Origin of the sequence: Vibrio sp. MACH09, from assembly GCF_033238805.1 — a bacterium.
Taxonomy (GTDB): domain Bacteria; phylum Pseudomonadota; class Gammaproteobacteria; order Enterobacterales; family Vibrionaceae; genus Vibrio.
Map to the genome: position 1 here is coordinate 18,015 of NZ_BSFZ01000004.1, position 25,170 is coordinate 43,184.

The 25,170-nt window shown below is 39.4% G+C and carries 32 protein-coding genes and 3 pseudogenes; 30 read left to right on the forward strand and 5 right to left on the reverse strand.

Annotation, left to right across the window (positions count from 1 at the left end; all coding sequences use genetic code 11):
- Positions 1–9: 9 nt before the first annotated feature.
- The 3 genes from CHJ_RS23715 to CHJ_RS23725 are packed head-to-tail and all read right to left on the reverse strand — an operon-like array spanning position 10 to position 2,653.
- Positions 10–198, reverse strand: coding sequence for a XapX domain-containing protein (locus tag CHJ_RS23715; RefSeq protein ID WP_317919357.1), 189 nt, complete (start codon positions 196–198; stop codon positions 10–12).
- Positions 195–1,349, reverse strand: coding sequence for an adenosine deaminase (gene add / locus CHJ_RS23720; protein ID WP_317919358.1), 1,155 nt, complete (start codon positions 1,347–1,349; stop codon positions 195–197). The genes CHJ_RS23715 and add overlap by 4 nt, the downstream gene beginning before the upstream one ends.
- A 35-nt stretch (positions 1,350–1,384) precedes the next feature.
- A complete protein-coding gene (locus tag CHJ_RS23725) occupies positions 1,385–2,653 on the reverse strand; it encodes a NupC/NupG family nucleoside CNT transporter (protein WP_317919359.1) in 1,269 nt (422 codons plus the stop codon).
- Positions 2,654–2,944: 291 nt separating this feature from the next.
- Here CHJ_RS23725 and deoD point away from each other — a divergent pair, with 291 nt between their 5' ends.
- The 3 genes from deoD to CHJ_RS23740 all read left to right on the forward strand — a co-directional run bounded on the left by deoD (position 2,945) and on the right by CHJ_RS23740 (position 5,558).
- The gene (gene deoD / locus CHJ_RS23730) at positions 2,945–3,652 is read left to right on the forward strand and encodes a purine-nucleoside phosphorylase (protein WP_317919360.1); all 708 of its coding nucleotides are present in this window, start codon (positions 2,945–2,947) and stop codon (positions 3,650–3,652) included.
- Between the two features lie 34 nt (positions 3,653–3,686).
- Positions 3,687–4,784, forward strand: coding sequence for an S-methyl-5-thioribose-1-phosphate isomerase (gene mtnA / locus CHJ_RS23735; protein WP_317919361.1), 1,098 nt, complete (start codon positions 3,687–3,689; stop codon positions 4,782–4,784).
- Between the two features lie 63 nt (positions 4,785–4,847).
- A complete protein-coding gene (locus CHJ_RS23740) occupies positions 4,848–5,558 on the forward strand; it encodes an L-fuculose-phosphate aldolase (RefSeq protein WP_317919362.1) in 711 nt (236 codons plus the stop codon).
- 149 nt (positions 5,559–5,707) lie between these two features.
- On the opposite strand, the gene CHJ_RS24175 is transcribed toward CHJ_RS23740, so the two are convergent.
- Positions 5,708–5,872 (reverse strand): hypothetical protein, encoded by a 165-nt coding sequence (locus tag CHJ_RS24175; RefSeq protein ID WP_411861599.1) that lies wholly within the window; start codon positions 5,870–5,872, stop codon positions 5,708–5,710.
- Here CHJ_RS24175 and CHJ_RS24180 point away from each other — a divergent pair.
- The 4 genes and pseudogenes from CHJ_RS24180 to tnpA all read left to right on the forward strand — a co-directional run.
- Positions 5,824–5,985, forward strand: a complete 162-nt coding sequence (locus CHJ_RS24180; RefSeq protein WP_411861597.1) for a hypothetical protein — start codon at positions 5,824–5,826, stop codon at positions 5,983–5,985. The genes CHJ_RS24175 and CHJ_RS24180 overlap by 49 nt on opposite strands.
- Before the next feature lie 236 nt (positions 5,986–6,221).
- A complete protein-coding gene (locus CHJ_RS24185) occupies positions 6,222–6,356 on the forward strand; it encodes a hypothetical protein (protein WP_411861598.1) in 135 nt (44 codons plus the stop codon).
- A 124-nt stretch (positions 6,357–6,480) separates the two neighbouring features.
- Positions 6,481–7,858 (forward strand): annotated as a pseudogene (locus tag CHJ_RS24190) (Tn3 family transposase); the annotation flags it as partial.
- Positions 7,859–7,957: 99 nt separating this feature from the next.
- A pseudogene (gene tnpA, locus CHJ_RS23750) lies at positions 7,958–8,197 on the forward strand (IS66 family insertion sequence element accessory protein TnpA); the annotation flags it as partial.
- A 143-nt stretch (positions 8,198–8,340) separates the two neighbouring features.
- Here the strand turns inward: tnpA and CHJ_RS23755 are convergent.
- A complete protein-coding gene (locus tag CHJ_RS23755; RefSeq protein WP_317919363.1) occupies positions 8,341–8,757 on the reverse strand; it encodes a GNAT family N-acetyltransferase in 417 nt (138 codons plus the stop codon).
- Positions 8,758–9,715: 958 nt separating this feature from the next.
- Between CHJ_RS23755 and CHJ_RS23760 the strand changes: the two are divergent.
- The 23 genes and pseudogenes from CHJ_RS23760 to CHJ_RS23870 form a co-directional block, all read left to right on the forward strand.
- Positions 9,716–10,053: pseudogene (locus CHJ_RS23760) on the forward strand (UvrB domain 3-containing protein); the annotation flags it as partial.
- Positions 10,054–10,170: 117 nt separating this feature from the next.
- Entirely contained in the window at positions 10,171–10,947 is a 777-nt protein-coding gene (locus CHJ_RS23765) for a ParA family protein (RefSeq protein ID WP_317919364.1), read from the forward strand.
- On the forward strand, positions 10,940–11,815 hold the full coding sequence (locus CHJ_RS23770; RefSeq protein WP_317919365.1) for a ParB/RepB/Spo0J family partition protein: 876 nt from the start codon (positions 10,940–10,942) through the stop codon (positions 11,813–11,815). Before CHJ_RS23765 ends, CHJ_RS23770 begins: the two co-directional genes overlap by 8 nt.
- A complete protein-coding gene (locus CHJ_RS23775; protein WP_317919366.1) occupies positions 11,805–12,197 on the forward strand; it encodes a hypothetical protein in 393 nt (130 codons plus the stop codon). Before CHJ_RS23770 ends, CHJ_RS23775 begins: the two co-directional genes overlap by 11 nt.
- A 2-nt stretch (positions 12,198–12,199) precedes the next feature.
- A complete protein-coding gene (locus CHJ_RS23780) occupies positions 12,200–12,646 on the forward strand; it encodes a hypothetical protein (protein ID WP_317919367.1) in 447 nt (148 codons plus the stop codon).
- A gap of 3 nt (positions 12,647–12,649) precedes the next feature.
- Positions 12,650–13,024 (forward strand): hypothetical protein, encoded by a 375-nt coding sequence (locus CHJ_RS23785; RefSeq protein WP_317919368.1) that lies wholly within the window; start codon positions 12,650–12,652, stop codon positions 13,022–13,024.
- A gap of 586 nt (positions 13,025–13,610) precedes the next feature.
- Positions 13,611–14,099 carry a hypothetical protein gene (locus tag CHJ_RS23790; protein ID WP_317919369.1) on the forward strand — a complete coding sequence of 163 codons (489 nt, stop codon included), beginning with the start codon at positions 13,611–13,613 and terminating at the stop codon, positions 14,097–14,099.
- A 98-nt stretch (positions 14,100–14,197) separates the two neighbouring features.
- The gene (locus CHJ_RS23795; RefSeq protein ID WP_317919370.1) at positions 14,198–14,377 is read left to right on the forward strand and encodes a hypothetical protein; all 180 of its coding nucleotides are present in this window, start codon (positions 14,198–14,200) and stop codon (positions 14,375–14,377) included.
- Positions 14,378–14,387: 10 nt separating this feature from the next.
- Complete coding sequence (locus CHJ_RS23800; RefSeq protein WP_317919371.1) at positions 14,388–15,740, forward strand: DNA cytosine methyltransferase; 1,353 nt, start codon at positions 14,388–14,390, stop codon at positions 15,738–15,740.
- 145 nt (positions 15,741–15,885) lie between these two features.
- Positions 15,886–16,110, forward strand: coding sequence for a hypothetical protein (locus CHJ_RS23805; protein ID WP_317919372.1), 225 nt, complete (start codon positions 15,886–15,888; stop codon positions 16,108–16,110).
- Positions 16,088–16,402: a hypothetical protein gene (locus CHJ_RS23810; RefSeq protein ID WP_317919373.1), complete on the forward strand. Its 315-nt coding sequence runs from the start codon at positions 16,088–16,090 to the stop codon at positions 16,400–16,402. The genes CHJ_RS23805 and CHJ_RS23810 overlap by 23 nt, the downstream gene beginning before the upstream one ends.
- 12 nt (positions 16,403–16,414) lie before the next feature.
- The gene (locus tag CHJ_RS23815; RefSeq protein ID WP_317919374.1) at positions 16,415–16,744 is read left to right on the forward strand and encodes a hypothetical protein; all 330 of its coding nucleotides are present in this window, start codon (positions 16,415–16,417) and stop codon (positions 16,742–16,744) included.
- Between the two features lie 7 nt (positions 16,745–16,751).
- Positions 16,752–17,369: a hypothetical protein gene (locus CHJ_RS23820; RefSeq protein WP_317919375.1), complete on the forward strand. Its 618-nt coding sequence runs from the start codon at positions 16,752–16,754 to the stop codon at positions 17,367–17,369.
- A gap of 114 nt (positions 17,370–17,483) precedes the next feature.
- Positions 17,484–17,948 carry a DNA sulfur modification protein DndB gene (locus CHJ_RS23825; protein WP_317919376.1) on the forward strand — a complete coding sequence of 155 codons (465 nt, stop codon included), beginning with the start codon at positions 17,484–17,486 and terminating at the stop codon, positions 17,946–17,948.
- A 41-nt stretch (positions 17,949–17,989) separates the two neighbouring features.
- A complete protein-coding gene (locus CHJ_RS23830; protein WP_317919377.1) occupies positions 17,990–18,712 on the forward strand; it encodes a DNA sulfur modification protein DndB in 723 nt (240 codons plus the stop codon).
- A gap of 784 nt (positions 18,713–19,496) precedes the next feature.
- Complete coding sequence (locus CHJ_RS23835) at positions 19,497–20,555, forward strand: hypothetical protein (protein WP_317919378.1); 1,059 nt, start codon at positions 19,497–19,499, stop codon at positions 20,553–20,555.
- Positions 20,556–20,673: 118 nt separating this feature from the next.
- The gene (locus CHJ_RS23840) at positions 20,674–21,078 is read left to right on the forward strand and encodes a hypothetical protein (protein ID WP_317919379.1); all 405 of its coding nucleotides are present in this window, start codon (positions 20,674–20,676) and stop codon (positions 21,076–21,078) included.
- Between the two features lie 136 nt (positions 21,079–21,214).
- Complete coding sequence (locus CHJ_RS23845; protein ID WP_317919380.1) at positions 21,215–21,466, forward strand: hypothetical protein; 252 nt, start codon at positions 21,215–21,217, stop codon at positions 21,464–21,466.
- Positions 21,463–22,053: a hypothetical protein gene (locus CHJ_RS23850; RefSeq protein WP_317919381.1), complete on the forward strand. Its 591-nt coding sequence runs from the start codon at positions 21,463–21,465 to the stop codon at positions 22,051–22,053. Before CHJ_RS23845 ends, CHJ_RS23850 begins: the two co-directional genes overlap by 4 nt.
- A 497-nt stretch (positions 22,054–22,550) precedes the next feature.
- The gene (locus CHJ_RS23855; protein WP_317919382.1) at positions 22,551–23,333 is read left to right on the forward strand and encodes a hypothetical protein; all 783 of its coding nucleotides are present in this window, start codon (positions 22,551–22,553) and stop codon (positions 23,331–23,333) included.
- Positions 23,334–23,432: 99 nt separating this feature from the next.
- Complete coding sequence (locus tag CHJ_RS23860) at positions 23,433–23,750, forward strand: type I restriction endonuclease subunit M (protein ID WP_317919383.1); 318 nt, start codon at positions 23,433–23,435, stop codon at positions 23,748–23,750.
- Between the two features lie 26 nt (positions 23,751–23,776).
- Positions 23,777–24,283, forward strand: coding sequence for a lytic transglycosylase domain-containing protein (locus CHJ_RS23865; RefSeq protein WP_317919384.1), 507 nt, complete (start codon positions 23,777–23,779; stop codon positions 24,281–24,283).
- Positions 24,284–24,817: 534 nt separating this feature from the next.
- Complete coding sequence (locus CHJ_RS23870; protein WP_317919385.1) at positions 24,818–25,159, forward strand: hypothetical protein; 342 nt, start codon at positions 24,818–24,820, stop codon at positions 25,157–25,159.
- The last annotated feature ends 11 nt before the right edge of the window (positions 25,160–25,170 follow it).

Consider the following 25,170-nt stretch of genomic DNA (forward strand, 5'->3'; position numbering starts at 1 on the left):
TTATCTAAGTTACTGAGAATAAAATAGCCTTTGAACTATATTGCTAATGAAGTTCGTATACATCACTGAACCTAAGTAGACACCAATAATACCAACTACTCCAGACATAACTGGGGGAGCAGGTATAGGTAATTTTATTGCCGTAAAAACCGCTCCAACAATAAGACCAGAAAACAGCGCTAATATTACTTCGTTCATTGGCCCTCCTCTGTTATACGTTGCAGCCGCTCTGTTAATCGGGACTTCAATGATCCTTCAGTTAATTGCTCACAATACCGAGCAAGCTGCTTACAGTCTTCTGAGGTAAACTGCTCATACACACTGTTAACTAATGCTTGTTTAGAAACCTCTTCAACAAACGCAGCTTCAAGGGCACATAGCGTCACATCTAACAGCTCTATTCGATTCAAACCAAATTGCATTTCAGCAACTTGATACTCTTTGTCCACATCAGTACCAAATAAACCAGCGTCGTCTGTGTTTATCGAAAGGCGAACTCCTTTGTCATATAACTTTCTTAACGGATGGTTAACCAGAGACTGCTCCATTTGCGGCACCAAAATCCGGTTACTCGTTGGAGAAATTTCAAGCGTGATGTTGTTATTAATAAGTTCGGCGATGACGGACTCATCATCAATCGCGCGAATACCATGGCCAATGCGTTTCGCACCATGTTTTAATGCCTCGGTGATGCTCTCTGGACCACAGATTTCCCCTGCATGATAGGATTTGTGTAAGCCCATCCTATCAGCACCTTCATGGACGTTGGAAAAATCCGCAAACTGCCCTGCCATCTCATTACCCGCGATATTAAAACCTGTAATAAGCCCCCTAGGGTTATGTTCCATAAATTGCATACTCATCGCGAGTTCATCTGCACTTAGATGGCGCACTGCGCAAGCTTGTAATCGAGTCACGGTACCAAACTCTTCATAAACTTCCTTAATCGCTTGCTCTACTTTATCCATAATAGCATGGTATTTTTCAGCGTTTAACTGACCATCAGTATCCAAACATAGGTGAAATGCTGACGTGATAATTTCACAGTAGATCATGCCTTGCTGAGCATTACGTGATAGATAATCTTTAACCACCAAATAATAATCTGATGGCTCGCGAATCAAGTCGGCGACTTTATCGTATGTAGTAATAAACGCACCAAAGTCGCTTTCATCATATAGATAACGACCATTTGGAAAATCAACCTCATCATACGAACCAGGCGAATAAAAGAAATCTTCCGGCAGTGTAATGTTATGAGTCGTAGCTAATAATTTCGCAACCCTTGGCGTTACTGATCCTTCAATATGTTCGTGCAAAATAACTTTCGGTAATACGTTGGTAGTCATTGTTGTTCTCCAAATACTCAATGGAAGTTTCCCGATTAAGCAAAGCCGATAAACAAACCAGCAATGGTTGCAGCCATCAGGTTAGATAAAATACCAGCAATCAAAGCTCTAAACCCTAGCGCCGCTATTTCTTTACGTCGCTCTTTAACCATGCCGCCGATACCACCAATGGCAATCGCTACCGTGCCAAAGTTAGCAAATCCACACAGAGCGAATGAGACTATAACCTGAGTTTTTTCAGACATAGGCAGACCAGTAGTCGCAACTACAGCATCACCACTCAGATATTGAGCTAAGTTGATGTAAGCAAAAAATTCGTTAATAACAACCTTCTGGCCAATAAATGAGCCCGCAAGCGTCGCTTCAGACCAAGGTACACCCATTAACCATGCGATTGGAGCAAATAAGTAGCCAAGGATCATTTGTAAACTTAGTCCCTCAATACCAATCCAGCCGCCAATGCCTCCCAACATACCGTTAAGCATTGCAACTAAGCCCACAAACGCGAGAAGCATACCACCGACATTAATCGCAAGTGCCACACCATTTGAAGCACCAGTTGCTGCCGCATCGATGATATTAGCGTTTTGACTAGTGGCCGATTCATCTAAATTGGCATCCGATACGGAATCTGTTTCCGGAATCATAATTTTGGCAAACAAAAGCCCCCCTGGCGCAGCCATGAAAGATGCAGCTAATAGATACTCCATCTTCACACCTAATTGGGCGTAGCTTAATAGCATAGTGCCAGCAATAGAGGCCAAACCGCCACACATCACAGCAAACAATTCTGAACGCGTCATACTGTTCATATATGGTTTAACTAAAAGAGGAGCCTCAGTAACACCGAGAAATACATTCGCGGTTGCTGACATGGACTCCGCTTTACTGGTGCCAAGCAGTTTTTGCAACGCGCCACCAAGCCATTTAACAACAAACTGCATGATGCCTAGATAGTAAAGTACAGTAGACAAGGCAGAGAAAAAGACGATAATGGGCAAAACTCTAAATGCGATAACGAATCCATCCCCACCAAACAACTCGAACATCTTATCGCTTACTAAGCCACCAAAAAGAAAACGGATGCCATCGTTACTGTACGAAATAATAGATGACATAGCATTCGCCATTACGAGAATGATATTTTGACCAATAGAAGAAGAAAGTATCAGTCCACCTATAAAAAACTGAATAGCGAACGAAAGACCGACGGTTCTAAAACTTATTGCTTTTCTGTTTTCTGATAAAAAATACGCTACGCCAAGAAGAGCAACTATTCCTAATATACTTACGAATGAAAACATCGCTGGTTCCTTTTAATATTTGCAATTGATTGTCAAGGATCATCTCATACAGCTTTTAGGGAACTTCGTGACTTTGAACACAGTTTGTTACTAATAAACATATCTAATAAAAACCATTATCCCTACAAACCTCCATTGGTAATGATTTTATAAGTTTAAACTCAATATCAACTTATATGGATAACATGTTCATTTTTTAAGCTTCATAAAATAACTAACGTGATCCCGATCTCACTCGCTGCTCTGATGAACTTTCAAAATAACGTCTAACAAACCCATAGGAGAATAACCATGGCACTTGCTATTCGATCTAACCCGGGTAATTTTGCTGAAACTGTCATCATGCCGGGCGATCCATTGAGAGCAAAGTATATTGCTGAAAAATACTTAGAAAACGCTATTGAAGTGAACAACGTACGTAACATGCTCGGTTATACCGGAAGCTACAAAGGCAAACGTATTTCTGTGATGGCTCATGGTATGGGGATCCCCTCCATTTCCATGTATGCCTATGAACTTATTAATGAATTTGGCGTTAAAAACCTTATTCGAATAGGATCATGCGGCTCAGTGCGTGATGATATTGAACTGATGGATATTGTGGTTGCAATGGGAGCAAGTACCGACTCAAAGACTAACCGTGACCGATTTAAAGGGCACGATTTCGCAGCAATTGCTGACTACACACTACTGGAGACAGCGGTAAATAAAGCACGAGAAAAAGAGTTAAATATCAAAGTAGGTAACTTATTCACATGTGACTTGTTCTACGGCCCTGATCGTGAGCTTTTCGATGTGTTAGAAAAATACGGCATTGTTGGCGTTGACATGGAAGTTGCGGGCCTTTACGCAGTCGCAGCAGAACTTGGAGCTAAGGCTTTAGGCATTCTAACAACCACCGACCATATCAAAAACGGCGGTAAGTTAACGATAGAACAACGTGAACTTTCATTACACCAAATGATTGAATTAGCGCTCGAAACAGCAATCGAGCTGTAACCCAACAATCACCCTCTACTACGCAGGAATTTATATGAAAATCAACGGCACAAGTTACCGCTCAATCTGGACTACAGAAGACAAACAAGGTATCCACATTTTCAATCAAGAAAAGCTTCCATATGAGTTTGAGATCTTAACGCTAACAACCATGGAACAAGCGGCTGAAGCTATTGTTTCGATGAAAGTACGAGGTGCACCTCTCATTGGTTGTGTAGGTGCGTACGGTATGGCTTTCGCAATGATGGTAGACAATAGCGATCAAGCAATCGAATCTGCATATAATACCCTTGTGAGTACTCGTCCTACAGCAATCAACTTACAGTGGGCACTAGACCGTACTGGCAAGCTACTAGAAAGCACACCAGCACACAAGCGCGCAGTTTCGGCTTACAATGAGGCTGGTATCATATGCGATGAAGACGCTGAGATTAATCACAGTATCGGTATGCACGGCCTTGAAATCATCCGTAAAATTGCCAGCACAAAAAAAGAAGGTGAGGTAGTAAATATCTTGACACACTGTAACGCTGGTTGGTTAGCGACGGTAGATTGGGGCACTGCTACAGCGCCTATGTACCTAGCACATAACGAAGGTATCAAAATGCATGTTTGGGTTGATGAAACTCGCCCACGTAATCAAGGCGCTCTGACTTCGTTCGAGTTAGGTGCACATGGTATTCCACACACTCTTATCGCTGATAATGCGGGCGGGCATCTAATGCAAAAAGGCAAAGTAGATTTGGTAATTGTAGGCACTGACCGAGTTACTGCCCGTGGAGACGTCTGCAACAAAATAGGCACCTACCTAAAAGCGCTCGCTGCTCACGCTAACAACGTACCATTTTACGTTGCGCTACCTTCGCCAACTATCGATCCAACCGTATGGAACGGCATTACCGAGATTCCAATTGAACAACGTGATGGCACAGAACAATCACATGTGCAAGGTATCGACGCCAAAGGGGAACGCAAATTCGTAAATACCGCCCCAGTAGGTACTCCATGTGGAAACTATGCGTTTGATGTTACACCGTCTGAATATGTAACTGGTTTAATTACTGAGAAAGGCGTATGTGAGTCTACCAATGTTGGTTTGCTAGATCTTTTCCCTGAGATCATGAACGCTTGATTTCAAGCCTTATCATTTATGCAGATAATCGAGACTAGTTAGGCTTATTAATAGGGTTTCATCATGTTATTAGAAAAAGAACGCATTGAAATTGTAAAAACTTGCAAAAAACTTATCACTCATGGACTGACAGTAGGCACTGGCGGTAATATTTCAATATTTAACCGTGAACAGCAACTGATAGCCATGAGTCCAAGTGGCGTAGATTATTTTGATGCAAAGCCAGAAGACATCGTCATTATGGACATGCAAGGCAAATGTATTGAATCTATCCGCAAACCATCCAGTGAATGGAGTATGCATAAAATTTTTTATGATCGCCGTGATGATTTGAATGCCATAGTCCATACTCATTCAACATATTGCACGGCAATTGCTACGCTACGACAGTCACTCCCAGCCTCCAACTATTTAGTCGCTTTTTCTGGCAAAGACGTTCGCTGTGCAGAATACCAAACCTTTGGTACACAAGAGCTTGCTGAATCGGCCTTTGAGTCTATGGTCAATCGTCGTGCAGTTTTGCTTGCGAATCATGGTTTGTTAACGGGTGCCGGAGATTTAGAGGCCGCATTCAACATTGCAGAGCAGATTGAACACTGCGCCAAAATTCACTGCATTGCAGCGAGCTTTGGTATACCTGCAATCTTAAATGATGACGAAATGGCAGTTATGGCAGACAAGTTTAAAACCTATGGTCAACCAATAAAAAATAGCCAAATTATTACCCCGAAAAAATCTTACGGTATTGATCATCGAAGGTGTACAAAACTTTAATAGTTTTTATACCCTTATAGCCCTTTCATTAGTATTGAAAGGGCTTATTGTTACAGGTTAATCAATGTATCTGACAGTTTGGCAGTTAAGTAACTCGTAAACTGTTGATGTGCTGAATTCGGATAACTCTTGGTACTTTCTTGAGCAATTTAAATCAGGTTCCAGCGAATACCCAATGGTTTGTCGCAAGGCAACTTAACATCACTGATATCAATATTTTTCGGGTTATTCTCAGCGAAAAACCACATGCCGCGAACATACTTCCTTGATCCGAAATCAATATGGTTATCGTGAGTTTGCTTGGCCTTGGTCATTCCGATTATCTTGTTTACCTTATAGCCGAAGCTGGATCAGTAATGAACACCCTAGTTTACTGCTTGATTTAGCGACTAGATGGCTAATCCAACATAAAGTTCTTTTGCCCTGAGCAGCAAGTTAAGCTAGACTCTTCAATACAAATTTTAGAAACATCAAGAACATCACACTTCGACCGTTTTCGTAAGGGGCCGGTGAATATCAGTGGTCCAGCATTTAATGAGGCTATTGAACGTTACAAAGTACTCAAAACCTATAGGAGGAATTGGATTTTACCGGCATTCCTCCTATAGGTTTAAGCATATTGCTCGTCATGCAGGAATAATTTCGGCATATAAAATAGGCCTAATGCCTGAGAGTAAACGTACAGCGATACTCGTCGCTTTTGTAAAAGCCTATGAGATTATTGCATTAGATGACGCGTTGGATGTACTGGATCTTTTGATTACTAATACCGCTGGAGAAGCGAAGAAATTAGGATAGAAAAAGCGTCTTCGTACTCTGAAAGATTTAGATAAATCTACACTGGCTTTGGCACAAAGTGTGTGCTCCGCTGTTAGACGATGATTCTCTACATCCATCAATCTTTGCTACATTTTCATGAAAAAAACTGGCACTCTCTATTTCTACCATACACAAGCTAGCCCGACCTTATGATGACAATTTTTCATGATGAGATGGTTGAACAGTACGGACGAGTTCGGCGTTTCCTGCCAAAACTACTTCATGATATTGAATTCTCCACAGCTCCAGCGGGTGACGAGGCGAGGTTACACATTGTGCTTTTTGGATAAGTTACAGGACAGCTTACGCCCAAGAGATATTTATGTAGAAAACAGCGCTCGTTGGGGCGATTCGAGAGCCAAGTTATTACAGGGTCAAGAATGGCACTCAAACCAGATTCAGGTCTGCCGTTCACTGGGAATACCCACTAAACGCAAAAGAGGCCATCGATGCGTTAGTCAAGTAGTTGGATACAACCTATCATCAGGTTGCCACCAATTTTGACGATAATGATTTAGTGGGTATTGATATATCGGGGAAACGACCGATTCTAACCATCACAAACATTGATAAAGTCTCATATCCCCGCCTTAACCAGGCACCGACTCAGTTGGGTTAAGCAAAACTATTTTCGATCTGAAACGCTCGTAAAGGCCAATGCGAAACTCGTCGATTTTCAATCCACTCTTGCATTAGCTAAACATAGTGGCGGTGCTGAAGTTGTCTCGGCTGACGGGATGCGTTTTATCACACCCGTGAGAACCATCAATTCAGGAGCGAACCGTAAATACTTTGGCCCTAGCCGTGGTATCAAGTGGTACAACTTCGTCTCCGATCTGTTTTCTGGTTTTCACGGAGTTGTTATACCAGGAACACTTCGAGATTCCATACTCGTACTGGAAGGTTTGCTTGAACAGAAAACCGGATTAAACCCAATAGAGATCATGACGGATACCGCTGGAGCCAGTGATATGGTATTTGGCTTATTCTGGTTGTTGGGGTATCAATTTTCGCCGCGATTAGCCGACGCGAGAGAATTAGTATTTTGGCGCGTAGATAAAGAGGCGGATTATGGCGTATTCGATGAGTTAGCACGACGCTGCGTAAATCCGCAAAAATATAGCTTCATTGAGATGATGCGTATTGCAGGCTCTCTTAAGCTGGGAAAAGTACAAGCATCAGAACTTATTAGTTCGTTACTCAAAAGTAACCGTCCATCAAGTCTGGCTCAGGCTATTATCGAAGCTGGTCGTATCAATAAAACGTTATATTTACTGAATTATATTGATGATGAAGACTATCGACGCAAAATTCTAACCCAATTTAACCGAGGCGAGAGTGGCCATGCCGTTGCCAGAGCTATTTGCCACGGTCAACGAGGTGAAATACGTAAGCGGTATCGAGAAGGCCAAGAAGATTAATTGGGGTCGCTTGGTCTAGTCACTAATGCCGTTGTACTGTGGAATACAATTTATATACAAGCTCAAGCTGCACTAGAGCGTAAGTGCATCATAAACCGCATTTTAATCAGTCATACATCATCATAAGATCAACTCTCTACAAAATAAGGAGAGTTGAAAATGACTATGCGATGCACCAACCAAGAATGGAAAATCCTGTTAGAACAATACGAAAATCGCAATGTAACTCAGCGAGTCTTCTGTAAGCAACATGGCGTGAGCCTGTCGATATTCTTTGCAAAGCGACAACGATTACAAACAGCAGAACAACCTGAAACCGCTCGTTTCGTGAAAGCCGAAGTCGTTGAAAAAACAACAAGATATCAAGCAACTCAACTCCCGATTGCCAATATGACACTGGGTTAAAAGGCGTCATCCAACAAAGTCTAAAACTTGGATCGCCCAAAAATACTTCATCAACCCAAAAGGCCAGTGGCAATTTCACAGTTGGCAGGGGGTAGAACAGAAACCCTTCACTCTCGGAGAAAAAGGCATTTCACATGCTATGTGAACTCTGTTATTTGCCCCTCTGAACGCGGCCAAATATATGCAGATCGTTGTTTACACCACCCCAATTTTTCATAGAATCCACTCTTGCCAGGAGCAGCCGTCAGCATTGTTGTAATGTATGGGCGAAGCTCTATCTCTAGTTCCGATAAAATGTGTTTACCCACACCTTTCCCTTGAAATTGTGGAAGTATGGCGAGATCCACTATCCACCCATAATACACACCATCATCAACTGTTCTTCCTGCACCAATGAGTTCTCCGTCAAGGTACGCAAACCGCACAAAACTACTAGCCTTAAAAGCCTGTTTGACTTGCTTTGGATTTCTCTTACCCCAGCCTACGATTTCAAACAAATTTGATACTTGGTTCCAATCAACATTTTTCAAAGAGTTCGTATAGTATATTTCCATGACTCAGCCTATCAATAAAATTTTAAGTTTTTAACTTTGTTTAGTAGCACGAGGCCCTATTCTGTTGGAAGAATTTTCGCTGAATACTTACAAAAACCATCTCCATGAGTAATACTGACATCCCCATCTGATGGTTTTACAACAAAGATAGGCATGTAATAGTGAGAACTACTCCTACCTTCACGGCAATCCATTTTACTTTCAAGCAGTAGACCACTGTCTTACCCCAAATTCCTTCTGAAACATAAAATGGCTCAAAATATAATGCCTGATGATCATTTTCAACCGACACTTCTATTTTGCATTGAGGTGAAGCAAATAATTTTGAGATCATACACATTACTATTACAAAGAACTTAAACTTTATCTTTAGTCTATTGTATTTCATGATTAGTATAAATATCAACCTCAAGAAACTAACAGGTTAGCATTAGCTAGATCTAATATTTCTTTTTCATTCAATCGAAAAATAACCAACTCGTCCAACTTATATGCCCTAATTCGTTCATAGAATTCTATGAACAGCATATTAGTTTTTAAAGCCCACCATTCAAAACGAGCACAATTATTTTTATCTGCTAATTTCGACAAATATGCAAGGACCTGTTTACTAAATCCCTACCCGTGATATTTTGGTTCGATAAACAAATTGTCTAAGTGCAGATCTTTCTTTCCTGTTGTAGTCGAGAAGGTACAATAAAAAACAGAAAAACCACATGGTTGTCCTTTTTCATATAAAAGTATCTTATCAAGGCATCGAAACAACATCTGATCCACTAAAATAGTAATTATTACAACCAGTACACTAGACAAGCTTTACTGCGGTTTCGCGAGGCTGCGATAGATATTAAGTTTGGTAGTGGTACTTTGGATGAATGGATATCTACTGGAAAAGAAAGTGATAATTCGACCCTAAAACGTTTATATCTCATTGAAGATAAAGGTAGTTGGCCTGACAAATGGGTTTTCTGAAAGTGAAACCAAGGACAAACTTAACACCGAGGATTACCGCTTGTTAATTGTTGCCAATAAATATTTTACGGGTTTTGACCAGTCTAAATTGTGTTCCATGTACGTAGATAAACAGCTTGCCGGAGTTTTGTGTGTACAAGCCTTGTCTCGATTGAACCGTTCCGCTGCTAAGCTCGGAAAGAAAACAAAAGACCTCTTTGTTTGGGGTTCTTCAATAGCGTAGATGATATTAAAATGTCTTTTGCCCCTTTCTACGCATCAACCACTTTATCTGAAGTGACAGATGTCAATGTGTTGCATGAACTCAAAGATGCGATGGATGACCAAATTTACTAGTGTAAATTTTGCATGCAAAAGTTTATTTCCATCATTGACTTTTTAATAAAAGAGAATAAACTGGTTTTAATTCAGGCGAATACGTCATACTCAAAGGAGATAAATATGTCTACTATCGTAGCAATAGCAAACCAAAAAGGTGGAGTTGGTAAAACAACGACCTGTGTAAATCTAGCTAAAAACCTTGCCGCTGCTAATAAGCGGGTACTGGTAATTGACTTAGACCCACAGGGAAATGGCCTTACTAACCTTTTGGCAAAAGAGCTTATCAGTGACGCTTCTTACAATGATGATAATCCCGCATCATGTTGGGGAATGTTTAAATCAGCAACTAAACCACAGCCCTATGACGCTGGTAATGGTTTGTACGTGGTTGCTACGTCCAATCAAATTGAGCGCATCGATATGGATGAGATCTATAACTTCCAAGATAGTGTTGAATTGATTGAGCCAGATGTTGATTTCATCCTGCTTGACTGTCCTCCTTCCAGTCGCGTTATACAACATGCAGCTTTGCTTACTTCAGATTACCTTTTAGTGGTTACTCATGCTGAACCACAATCGGTAAATGCAGTTGCTACGATAATGAACACTATGCGTAAAACACAACGCAGTAACCCTAACTTGAAAGTTGCTGGTATTGTTATGAATCTACTGGAAAAACCTGCTACCAATACTCAGAAACACAACGCTAACGAGTTAAAACAGACATATGGTGATTTGATTTTCGAAAACAACTTATTCAAAACCGTTAAAGTTACTGAGGCAGTAAGTCAAGGTCAGTCGCTTAATGAATATATGCCTGGTCATGCGGAAAAATTTGGTTTTAATGCGTTTATTAATGAGTTTATAACTCGTGTAGAAGGTAAAGAAAATGAGTAGACGTTCTAGCCGAGATAACGGAAGTATTGACGACATTTTTGATGAATCGGATTCTCAAGTACGTGAGTCAAATGAGACTATTGTTGAAATACCCAAACAGTCTTTATATTCAATTAAACAAGTTAGAACTAAGTTTAGTGGGATTGATGAGCTTCGCATGACCATCGAGGAGCAAGGACAACGCTCTCCTGTTCGCGTTGGTGCGCAAGATGCCAAAGGGTTTGTGATTCAGGAAGGTGAACGTCGCTGGCGTGCGATCATGCTCTCTGACAAAATCACGCATGTTAAATGCATTATCGGTAAAGGCAACTTAGTAACTCAGCTAATAGAAAATATTCAACGTGAGCAGTTGAACCCTGTGGATGAAGGAAATGGTTATCTTGCACTTAAAGAAGAGCACAACTGGGAGAATAAACAAGTTGCTGAAGCGGTAAGGGTATCTGAATCTCGTGTTTCGGCTGCAATAAATGCCGCGTTGTCTCCTGAAATTATTATTAAAGCATTTGATGAAGATAAGATTGGGGATGTAGATACTATCAACTCTCTTCGAATTGCTCACAAAATCAACCCTGAATCTGTTCAATCGTTATTAGATAGTAGTGATTCTGTTTCTCGAAATGAAGCTAAGGAGTTAACCAAAACGCTTAAGGCTGGAAAAGGTAAAACCGATAAAAAGACGTTGAAACAAAATGGAAAAAACTCCCGTACTAAAGTGACTGGTGTTCGTGTAAATATTGACGGAAAACTTGGCACTATTGATTTATCTGGCCACGCTGAAGAAGGTCATATAGTTGTTGTTCTAGATAACTCTACTGACAAAGTTACTGTTCCCGTCAGTAAAGTTACTTTGGTCGGTTATGCATCTTAGTCGTCGCTCGGCATTGGCTAAAATAGTCAATGCCAACCGAGCCAACTTAATCAAGTGGTACTCTTTTTGTTTTTCTGGAACAAGTAAAGCTGCCGCTGAGAGACTAACTAACATCGCTATCAATAAAATGTATATTGATGAACGTGCGGTTCCTCCTGGCAACACTCTTAAACAATGGGTTATTAATCAATCAGCTCCACAGTGGGCTTGTAGAGCCGCTTTTGATTATTTAGTTGATGCTGGGTGGCAGCCAGAAAATGATACCGAGAAAGCTATTGCTGCTCGTTATCTCGTACTTAATAACTACAGCATTAATGAGCAGTGGCGTTCTTGTCTGGGCGACTGGCTCAAGGTCGCAATAGAAGCAAAGGAAAGTGAATAACTATGGAAAATTATAATGAAAAACTGACGTATGAATATCGTTCGTTAGTTTTAGAGCTCTTCAAAAATGTTTCTGGCCAAGAGTCTGATCGCGATGTCAGTACGGCATTGATTTTTGCCAAGGCAAAAGAGAAAGAATTTACAGATAGAACTGAAATGACGACTGAATGGCTGCGAAAAAGAGTTTATCGGCCTGATGTGTATAAGGTAATGCCTCAATGGATTGCTAAAGCAGCTTACTTTTGTTTGTTGGATTTGTCGGATTGGGTTCCATCATCTTCTAATATATGGTTTGCCATGATTGGCCTATTTATTCGTATAGAAGGTGGTAAAAAGCCCAATTATGATGAATTGGTTAAAAAACTTCCTGATGCACTAAATGTAAAGCAAGGGCAGGATTGGCTTAGGATATGTATCGAACTAGTTAAAAAACAGCAAGAAAAGGATTAAATAATGAACATTCAAGATAGAGTTTCTATATTGAGCGAGTTTAGTGCCCTACCCCGTTCAAATGTTAGTTTCCAAATACTCATGATGTTTTCTTGGCTTGAGCAAGGGCTCGATAATAGTGTTGTTATAAAGCATACCTTTCAGCCAGAAAATAAAGATTATTATGAGTTAAATTCTCTTGTAGAAATTATGACTGAAAAACAAGTTATGAATGCGTTTAAAGCAACTCGTACAATGTACCTTGAAGGGTTCTTAGAAAAAATCGTTATTGATCACCTAGGTAACGTATCGAAGGCTGATGAGAGTAAAAGTAAGAAGTTCGCTAATATCTATTATCGTCTTAGTGATAAATCAAAAGCTTTGTTTGACTTGGATTAGATCCAAAGGTCACTTCTTATCAAATTGGTGTTTATTATTAACGTGCTTGAGTTCTTAATTTTCTTCCCTACTGTATAAATAATAAAGGAGCCGAGAACCACGCCTTTGGCTTGCTTTATTTCACACGCTCCCCTGCGGCTTCGCCTTGTATCACTAGTGAAACTGAGCTTCCACTGCCAATCGAATAAGTTAACCAGGATGCGCAAGTTTGCGAGCAACCTTGCTTATCAGGTTAACTAAATTCTCTGTCAGCTCCATCTCAGCCCTACGGGTCACAATCAGGGCTAAAGAACAAATGCCTTTCGTTCGCTTTGCTCTCTGCGCTTCAGTAGCAAAGCTCCTTCATTACAAATTTCACTGTCAGCCACTAAGAGTTACTAAGAGCTGAGTTTTAACTTATGGAGGAATGTACCTTTTACTCGCATCACTTTCGTTCCCTGCTCTGCCTTCTAGATATCTCAAACCAGAACCTCGTTTGCAAGGGTAAAGTGAACGCTACGCGCCCTTGCAAAAGAGAACCATGGTTAGAGCTAAAGAAGTCAGGCGAAAACGGAAGTGATACTCAAACAACAAAAGGTAGCGAGCCATGTCAGAATTAAACTCATCTCAAAGTAACTCTACAGTGTCAGTCAGCGACCAGCGTTTCGCCGCTGGGCACTCAGGCTCATCCAAAAATGATATCTCTGAGTCAGGTTGTTCAGATTCTAATCAACATGTTTTTTCTCCTTATCGTGCGATGTTTGAACACATAGATAAGTGCAGAAAAGACTTAACTCAAAAAAAAGCAGCAAGAGCACTACGCTTAGAGTTCACTAAGGTTGAAGAGCAAGAAAAATTAATGTCAGCATTTAGAAAACATGTAACGAAAAACTGTTGTTACTCTGTTGATGAGTTAGTTCAAATTTGTGAAACGTTAACCAGAACCACGGACTATGATTTTCTATTTATTTCGGAATCACTTGGAGAGGTCGCACTAGTAACAGATCTAAATGGATTCAGTTCCGGCCTTCGTTTTAAATTAATTTCAGGTAAAGGGTTTCAACCTTACATGCTGTCATTTGACATTGCATGCTGAAATTTTGCATGCAAAAGTTTATTTCCATTACCGACTTTTAAAGTCATTATTTAATTATCAATTAGGCAATACCGCCGGACTAATAGGAGATTGATATTATGAGCACTAAATACCACGCAACGGTCAACGTTTTTAATGCGGATAGCGAAGATGAAACTTTCGAATTGAGCGCCTGTAGTAAGCGCATGATTACAAAATCTCTAATACAACTTGAAAAGGATGTTGAACAAGAAGGTGGTGAAGTTCTGAAAGTAGAACATTACACCACTAAAGCGTGAGGGCTGAATCATGAATAAACAAGTTACTTATACTGGTATTAAAACAAATAAAGGACGCCCACGTTTATGGATTGAAGGTGTGAAACTAGCGGCAGCGGGATTTACTAGAGGCTTGCGCTATACACCAATATTTAAAGATGATGCGCTTGTTTTGGAACTCAATGAAAACGGCTCTCACAAAGTTTCAGGACGAACCCGAAACGGAAAAGATATTCCAATTATTGATCTAAATTTGTCTGAGCTTTTTGACTTCTTTGGTGAAGGTGTAAGGGTTCGTGCAGTCTTTACTTGCAATAAGATCACGATAACTCTTCACCATGAAGAGGAAGCCCAGAAAAAAAGAGAACAGCAACTAATTAATAATATTAAGGCTGGCCAATTAAAAGAAGCGAGCATTTGTACAGGGGGAGCAATTTCTACTACGGCTATTCATGATGGATTGAATGATGCGGGTATTGTTGGCGAGTTGTGTTGGGTTGTTGATTCAGAAATTAAATACCTTCAGTCGGCTGCAAAAAATTCTTGGGCTATTACAGATTCAACGGCTTTTTATGTAGGAAAAATTGAAGAGGTTGAGCAAAAGTTTTTAACTAATGTAGATCTGCTTAGCTTTTCAATGCCTTGTGCGGGATTATCTACCGCTGGAAAATCGAAACATAAATTGAAACCAGAGGAACATGAAGGGGCTACCTCGCTATTTGGTGTAGTGAATGCCATTAAATCTGCCAATCCAGCCATCTTAGTAAGTGAGAATGTAACGGAAGCTTATGGTTCGCCAATGTATCTATTGCTTATCTCTGAATTGAAAAGATTGGGTTACAAAGTGATGGATCGAATACTGGATAGTGAAGACACCGGCACATTCGAAAATCGAGCACGATATTGGTTCATTGCTGTATCTAATGGCGTAGCTGATGGCCTGTCTTTTGATATGGGGCAAGTTCTTTTGCGGTCACGTACTGTTGCGGATTTTCTTGAAAGAGATGTACCCGAACATCATTGGGCGGAAAATGAGTATTTAAAATCTAAAGCAGTCAAAGATAAAGAAGCTGGTAAAGGTTTCAAAAGACAATTGCTGCAAGGTCATGAAAATAAAGTGGGAACAATAGGCCGTCATTATGCAAAAAAACGAAGCACAGAACCTTTCTTGGTTCGTCCAGATGGAAAAGAACGTTTGTTTACTCCTGTTGAACATGCTCGTTTTAAATCGATTCCTGAGAGTTTGATAGATGGTGTTCCTATGACAAATGCACACCAAATATTAGGGCAAAGCATCGATTACCTTCAGGCGTATTTGCCCATTATGAGCTTGATAGAGCAGCTTAAAGAAAAGATATGGTTACAACAACCAATAACAATATAGCAAAAAGGAGGTCGCTGGAACGGCCTCTTTATCTTAAATTTTGCATGCAAAAGTTTATTGCCATTATTGACTTTTTAAAAAGAAAAAGGTAAGATCTCTATTAGAAGTTAGGCAATACTGCCATACCTTAAAGGAGACTTCCCCAATGACTAACCTCTCAACAACTAAATTGCCTCTGGAAGATTCTGTCTCTTCCCAAAATAACAAACTTGAGTCTGATTGTTCTGGTTTAAATGATCAGGTTTATTCTCCCTATCTTGCAACGGAAAATCCAATCTATGTAACAGGGGCTAAAGTGTCTTGCCGAACTCGACATAAAGATAACCACCATGAGCGTGTTGTGAAAATTGAAAAAAACTCTACTCAATAGCTCATATGGTGGTTCACTGGGCGCAAGAGATGAGGTGCGTAGAGTGTTGAATGAACTGGGCTTTAATAGCACGTTCTTTATCCATGAGTGGATTCATTATTCACTTTTTCAAATGGGAAAAGACGCCCACGCAAAAGGCATTTCTATGTCAGCGCATGATCCGGATTTAATGACTTGGTTACAGGCTAATACAACGGGTGAAGTCGGTTCTGCAATTCCTCATTTTCAGGAATGGTATCGAGGGTTTAATTCTGCTGTTGATGCTGAGTGCAAAGATATTCTAATTTCATAAGGGGAAAATTGTATGAGCGTATCATTTAACATCACAACAGAATGTAAAACACCTTCTGCTCTTGGAATGACGGGATACATATTCTTTTATGGATCTATTGACGGTATTGAACTTGGAGCTCCTTGTGATTCTCACGAAGAAGCGATTAAAGAAATGGAAGAAGTTCTAACTAGGACAAAACCATATAGCATAGAAGAATACCTTACAGAGAGTATCGACAATTATCAAAGGAACATACCGCAAGCAAAACCAGATGTTGCGGAAAAATTGCTTGCTTTAATGAATCGTCATCAAGTTCTTTTGAAAAAATTGGTTGCATTTAAACGATGTTCAGAGAAATAAGGGATATATGATGTCAGTATTTAAGAAAAATATGCAACGTTTCAACGAAATCAATACCCTACTTGGTCAATATGGGTTAGAGCTTTCTTCTGATTGCATCATCGATGTCACGCTCCCTGAGTATATGCATAGAATGGTTTGTGCTCTCGATATTTCATCTATTGCGTTCGAAGATGTGAAAAGCGTCTTAGAGGTCAAAGAGGTTGCAGAATATCTAAATGGAGGACGTGAAAATCGAATAGTTAAATTTAAGAGGGAGCAACAAGAAGCCGAAGATTGGGCAAATAGATTGCAGATGACAACGCAAGAAATGCGCTTGTTCGCAAAGCTTTGGAAGGCTGAGCACAAAGCTACAGTAAAAATAAATAAAATTTCTGACAAAATAGAAATGGCTGAGATTTTTGAAAGACCGACTAAGCGATTGGAAAATAGCTTGATTACGTGGGAGCGTAAACAACAAGAGGCGATTGATCAAATTGCTACTAATGTGGAATCTGGCATTTTTCCAGAAAATGCTCCAGAGCAATGTGACCACCTGACACAAAATATTAGCGGTTACATAGCAGATTGTTTTCATGTGACCTACCAAGACCATCAACCAACCTACGAGACAGATAGCGTTTAAGCTACAGGAATAGACCAAGGCGGCAGCTACCAACTAATCGCCTTGGTCACTGACAGAACGAATGAGTTCAAACTGTCAGTTAGCGTATTAAATCAAAAATGAGTGAGACATCCAATGGCTTCAGACAAAAGAACAAACGGATTTTTATCGTCCGTTCAACATATTAAATTAAATAATGACAAGCCTTCACGAATGAATTTCGCAGCTGTGAAAGGTCAGCAAGGAAAGTATCAGACGTTTGTTGTTCAAATGCCTTTGCATGAACTGGCCGATTTTTTTGAGGCTGATATTAGTAATAATCCAGAGTGGCGGTCTCAACGATTAGTGAGTGAGGGTAGAGCTAAAAAAGTAACTAGTTATATCCAAGGGAATAGCAGTGATTATGTTATTCCTTGTTTAACGGCAATGATTAAAGATGATGCTCCTGAACTAAAGAAATTTCCTAAGCTTATGGCTAATGATTTTGATTTTATGACCACTGAGTTTGCTCAGGAACCAGACACAAGACATGGTGAAGCATCTGTTTTTGGTCAGCTTGTAATATTATCCATACCTGTAACCTCCCGTTTCATTTTATAGATGGCCAACACCGAGCTACAGGGATTAAAGGGCTAAAGAACGTGGCTAATAGAATTGGACTATCACTTCATGAAATGATGCCGGATGATACAGTTAGCATTATGTTAAGAATGGATACAGGCTTAACGGATAGGCAGCACCAGTTCTCAATTATTAATTCTACAGCATCAAAAACAAATGGGTCACTGAATGCCTTATATGAGAAAAAAGTCGCGGCTAAAGGTGTTGCAGCAAGTGTGATTCGTCAGGAATTTATTATCAAAGAAACACGCTCTAAGTGGTCAATCGATTATGAAAAAACAACTTGTTCTGGTAGGAATAACAATGCTTTTCCTTTTAAAACACTAATTGATAGCTCCCTTATAATGCTTGGAGCTAAAGGAGATGATGAGGTGACAGCTAGAGAGGAAGAGTTGCTTTCTGTCGCGTGGGCTTCCTATTTAGCGATTGGTGATAGTTGGATACGTTATCGTAATTTGAATGCTAGAGAGTTGCGCGAGATCTCTATTCTTCCTCACTCCGTTTTCATTGCTGGCTATGCTAATTTCATCAGCCGACTAAGAGTTGAGTTGTCTGATGACTTAACGGCTTTTAAAGCTGCAATTACTTCAGCAGTTGAAAATCTAAGTTATCAAAAAGATGATGATATATGGAGAGAGTCATGCTTTGTTGCTGGCCGTTTATCAAAACGAAAAGATAATATAGAAAATGTTTCGGATGTTTTTATGAGTATTTACAGGCATAAGTCACAAGAAGTTGCTTAGATAGTATAAGGTCGCAATCGCGGCCTTTTTTGTAGAATTTTGCATGCAAAAGTTATCTACTCATTCTTGATGTTTGCGGATATTGAGTAGGCATGATGTGGGTATTTGTCTGTTTAACTGATAGGGGAGCCGAGAACCTTGCTTTATTTCACACGCTCCCCTGCGGCTTCGCCTTGTATCGCTAGTGAAACTGAGTTTCCACTGCCAATCGAATAAGTTAACCAGGATGCACAAGTTTGCGAGCAACTTTGCTTATCGGGTTAACTAAATTCTCTGTCAGCTCCATCTCAGCCCTACGGGTCACAATCAGGGCTAAAGAGCAAAAGCGTTTCGTTATCTCAGCCTTCCTTTCTAGGCCATGCCAAACTTCTAAACTTGAAATACGTTTCGATAGTCGCTTCGCTCTGGTCTAGCAGGAAGGAGGAAGGGGTTATTTCAAATATAGCTCTAAATCGCTGCTGTATCGCCTCTGACAAGGTTAGTCGATATTAGTGGATAAGTACTGGCTATGTCCTTGCTCATCGAGTACGGAGCTATACAGAAAATACAAAGGGAGTCGCACTGGCATTCAATGAGCATTTTTGCGCAGCAAAAAGACTCCTTGAATTTGAACGGCATGCACCGAACAGTATTTATAAGGGAATTTGGGAGTGATTTTCGGCATTGAAATTATATCAATTTTGCATGCAAAAGTTATATTCCATTATTGACTTTATAGGTCAAAAAAGATAATATATTCAATAGAAGTTAGGCAATACCGCCGTACCTAAAAGGAGACTTCCAAATGACCTATCTAGATAAAAAAGTTACTGAATACCTTTCTAATCATCCAGAGCATAAACCTTACTTTGAACAGTTTGAACTAGCCGTTGTAGAACGTAATTTTCATGGTTCTTCAATGCGTACTGAAAGTCGCGCAATTTCTGCTGTTAGTGATTTTGCGATTCGTTGTATTCGTTTCAAAGAGAATTTATCAATTGAACTTGAAGCAGCAAAAGCGCGTGACATGATAGTTCATGATGATACGGAATATTTCATTAGTACTTTTGAAGCACAGTTAAAGACTCGTTTTAATGCTTGGTTATCTTCTGAAGGTAATTGTTTAAATCCTATGGTTACTGGTCCTGCTCGTTTTCCTGTTGCTCGAAATAGAAAAAACCTTGATCGCGCTTATGCTAAATTTTCAGAAATGACAGAGTTTGAAAATAAGTTTCTTAAAAGTTGCTTACGAAAAGCGTTACCGGATGGAGACGGTCTTATTATCAAAGGTGATGCCAGTAATGCAGCTGAACAGTTAGAGAAACAAATATCTAGCATGAAAGCTAACCATACAAGAATGACACAAATTAATGCATGTGTTCGTAAGGTTTTTCCTAAAGGTTCACTGAAAAACGGGTTAGGTAGTGATGATGTAGATACATTAATTTCTGAACTGATCGCTAAATTCTCTTTAGAAAAAAGCGAAGTAATAGATCTTCTTAAACCTTGCCGTATTACCCAAAAAGTAAAGCCTTTTGCCAGTTATACATTGTCTAATCATTCTCAGAATATTAAGCGTTATGAAGGTCGATTAAAAGAACAGCGTAGCCTAGATGAAACACGAGAAGAGGTGTTTGGTGAAACTATTCCTAATGGCATTAGCTACCACATGACAGACGACCACAAAATAGCGATTGATTTTGGTTTTAAACCAAACGAGGACATTCGTGCACTTTTGAAAAAAAATGCTTTTAAGTTTAGTGCACCTCGCGGAAACCTTTGGATAAGAAAGCATACTAGCAATGCAATGTTTGCTTTTAAGCGCAATGTGCTTGATGTCATTCGTAATCTTGAAACTGAGTAATCTATTTATATGACATCTGGAGGGTGATACTACCCTCCAGATATATATCCCATGAAAGATTAAGAAGAACTAGTTGAGTCAGCTCGCCTTCTTACTGCACTAATCAAGGACTTATTAAATGAATTACTTAACGGTCGAACAATTAGAAGACATCATACAATCTCAGCTTTGCGTCTATGGCAACCTCGCTGTTTTTATAAAGATTAAAAATAATAACGGTGAATTTACGATCTCTATTCACGCAAATGACCGGCTAATTTTGGATTCCACATCCCAATCAAATTTTAGTTTAGAGACTATAGCTAAGCGACTAAAGAACTTAGAACCTGATACGGTTATTGAATATTCCCATGACAGCACTACCAATCTGGTTTTTGAATTAGGTTTCATGGCTGAAGGCAGATTTATTCAAGTCACCTGTTTAGGGGAGCTAAAGCCAACAATAGAAACTATTACTTATGAAAGGTATGGTCGCATTCAATATCACCCTGATTACCATGGTAAACAAGATCAATCATGGTAAACAGCAGTTCAGTATGAGATATAGCCAACTATGTTGGCTATATCTTACCGTCACTAGATTTCATGGCCAATGTTCATGGCCAGTTTAAAAGAGATTATCCATTGTGAATATTTGCATTACTAATAATGAAAAAGTTATGGAAAGGGTTGGTAAGCTGACAAATGATAGTGGCTTTATTAAGCATTTCATCCACAACTCTTACTGTAAAACATCTGACTACCATGGCCGCTACGTGGTCGTTACAGAAGACGCACTTATGATCCCTGATGAATGCTATCTACTTCATGCTGTCGAGCTTGATAGAGCAGTACAGCACCTTTGTGAGCAAGGTGAACGAGAGGCCGCTAAGGCGGTTATAAGAAGTTGTTTTGCGGAGGGGGTTAAATGAAAGCTTCTATTGTTAGAGTTTCGCTCTATCTTTGTGCGGAACAACCTACAGCTGAAGAGTTAGAACGCGATTTTAAAGCATCTGCTAGAACGTCGATTGCCCGAAAAGTACCAAGCGCACCTTTAAAACTACTTTTAAATGAAAAGTTATTAACTGGATCTGTTTTGAACTATGGGAAAGGTAAATACGATACTGATAGTAAAGCTATACGTGAACAGGTTGGTCATTGTGTTGACTATGATTATACCTACTGCAAAAAAGACTTACGTAACCTTAGTTTCTCCAATGTTGTGTGCATGTATGTTCTTAACACGCTACCGTTAAGCAGTAGAAAGGTAGTTTGGGCTGAACTGGCCAATGTAGTGCGTCAGAATGGCTCTGTATTTGTTGCTGTAAGAAGTGATAAAGATAGAGGTATTAAAGGTGAAAAATATGGTGATGGTGTTATCACCTCGATAGGTACGTTTCAGATTGGGTATGAGAAACAATATCTATTGGATGAGGCCGCGCTGTTTTTTTCTCATGTTAAATCTCTTAAATCTAAGTCAGGCTTTTATCTGATCCAATGTAGCCATTCACCCATCTAACTGATAGGGGAGCCGAGAACCTTGCTTTATTTCACACGCTCCCCTGCGGCTTCGCCTTGTATCGCTAGTGAAACTGAGCTTCCACTGCCAATCGAATAAGTTAATCAGGATGCGCAAGTTTGCGAGCAACCTTGCTTATCAGGTTAACTAAATTCTCTGTCAGCTCCATCTCAGCCCTACGGGTCACAATCAGGGCTAAAGAACAAATGCCTTTCGTTCGCTTTGCTCTCTGCGCTTCAGTCGCAAAGCTCCTTCATTACAAATTTCACTGTCAGCCACTAAGAGTTACTAAGAGCTGAGTTTTAACTTATGGAGGAATGTACCTTTTACTCGCATCACTTTCGTTCCCTGCTCTGCCTTCTAGATATCTCAAACCAGAACCTCGTTTGCAAGGGTAAAATAAACGCTACGCGCCCTTGCAAAAGAGAACCATGGTTAGAGCTAAAGAAGTCAGGCGAAAACGGAAGTGATACTCAAACAACAAAAGGTAGCGAGCCATGTCAGAATTAAACTCATCTCAAAGTAACTCTACAGTGTCAGTCAGCGACCAGCGTTTCGCCGCTGGGCACTCAGGCTCATCCAAAAATGATATCTCTGAGTTCTTACTAGATCCTAATTGGGGAGTTGAAAAACGTTCTAATGTTGCGCAGTTAATTACCCTTACTGAAATTGAAACAGATCTCATGATACTAAATGCTAGAGCGCGTTTTTGTATCGTGAATTATGATCCTAACGATGATTTTGTATGTGAACTTTTTACGGCCTATAAAAACCTTGGTGAAAAATACGAACTGTTTTGTATAAACGAGGATATTCACTATCATTCTATTAATGGATCAATTATCAAACTTCGCAAGGAGTCATTATTCAATGATTCATGGAAAGAAGGGGTATGTAAGGCGCGAGAAGATTATCGCGAATCAACAAAAGGCTTTGCACAGCTTATCGATAAAAATGGTGAAGTAGTCATGCAGCACGAAGTTGATTCTCCAGAAGGCGTTGCGTTGTGTGATTTAATGGTTTGGCGTGTACGTGATGGAGCAAAATCTATATTTGTTAAAGAAACTGAATATTGCCATCCTTTCAAGTTCTTTAGCGCTTTAAATAAATTAGAGGTTGTATATTTGTATCAAGGAATATTTAATCCAGATGAAATCGGTAATAGAGACCCAGACTGGGTAGGCGAAGCGCAACATGTAGATAATTTGTTTGATTCTGACTTGTTTGATATGGGTACATTCCTTGCTCTTTCAAAAACTGGTGAATGGTTAGGTACTTAAGAATTTTAATAGTAATGCGCTCTCTTTATAACGAGTGCACAAAATATGTAATTAATTATCAATTAGGCAATACAGCCGAACTAATAGGAGATTGATATTATGAGTGTAATTGAAAATAATTTGAATGATAAAGTTTATGTTTGCTCAGCGGAGCCTTTCGAACTGGGAGAGGTAGTAATGACACAAAGTATTTCTAGTTTATTAGAAGATAATGTTGGTGCTAATTTAGAAATATATTTAATGAGACATAAAAACGGAGATTGGGGAGATACTCCATTAGAGGATAAATTACTAAATGATGAAGCTACCAGAACTGGAGAACGGGTTATGTCATCATATAAATTTTGTGGTGAGAAGATTTGGATAATAACTGAAGGTGATAGAAGTGTTACCACTATACTTTTTCCGATAGAATAGGGGGCTGGTAACAGCCCCTTTTTGATATGAAAAAAATAATTTTACTTTCAGCATTGTATCCCGCTATTGTTTCTGCTTTTTGTTTTGAAGAAGCAGGGCAAAGGTACAATGTTGATCCGCTTTTATTAAAAGCTATCGCTATGCAAGAAAGTTTTTTAAACCCGAACGCAATAAATATTAATAAAAATAAGAAGGGTGAAATAGTTAGCCGCGATTATGGATTGATGCAAATAAACTCTACTTGGTTTGATGACCTTTCTGATTTTAATGTCAATGAATCAACAGTCATGGCTCCTTGCTTTAATGTTAATCTTGGGGCTTGGGTATTAAGTTCAAATTTTTCTACGCATGGATTTAATTGGAATAGTGTTGGTGCTTATAATGCTGGTTTTAAAAAATCGAAACAGATATATCGAGATGATTATATTTCGAAGATAAAAAAACATTATCAAGAACTCCAGCAAGAATATAACCTATCACCTCATCGTCGCGTACCATTGATCAGACGCTATTCAGACATTCACGCCCCATAACACTAGTTTTTCATCACTCCTCACTCAGTCGCCAATAGGCGGCTTTTTTTTATCTCTCGCTCCTGGGCAATGAAAAGTAACTCGATCAAAAAATAAAAAATTCCGAGGGTTGGGTAAGATTCTAGTAGCAGACACACCACGTCAAATTACTTCGTAATTTATATAATGTTCAAAATAGAGGAAATTCCATACATATCAATAATTTAAAGCGTGTTGGTTTTTACAATGTTTTCGTTTTTAATTTTTAGAAAAATAGATTCAAATGATGTGAAATAATTAGTACACTTATAGTACATGTGTACTAATTATTTATTAATCCCTTTTAAGGCGTGCCTTCCAAGATAGTGTACTATGTTTTTAGTACACTTTTTATTAAAAACGTAGTACACTTATGGCATTGTTTTTTATTGCTATTTTTTCACGAGCAAAAATGTGTACTATAAGTGTAGTACATATGAATATGTAGTTTATAGCAGCAAAAAAACCTCATTAGTACATGTTTAGTACATGCTAACAACAAAGAGTATAGAGATTATGAGCCGTCCCAGTGTGGTGCAAGTGCCACTTAAAGATCTAGAAAAGCGTTTCTTTGACTACATGAAAAAGGAAGGTATTAAAAGTAATGCTGAAGCTGCCCGTAATCTTATGGACTTGGCTTTACGCATCTTAGAGAACGACAATGAAAGCATTACCAATCGTCAATTGTTAGAAGAAATATATCGTCAAGTAAAAAAGAATGGAGCGGTGGGAAATATGATTCATGCGCAAACATTTGATTGGGAAAAAATGAAAAGGCTTGAAGCTGAATCGGCAGCAAAAAGAGAAGGGATATTATCGAAGATTATGATGAAGGTGGATGAATTGTTAGGGAAATAAAAAAAAGGAGC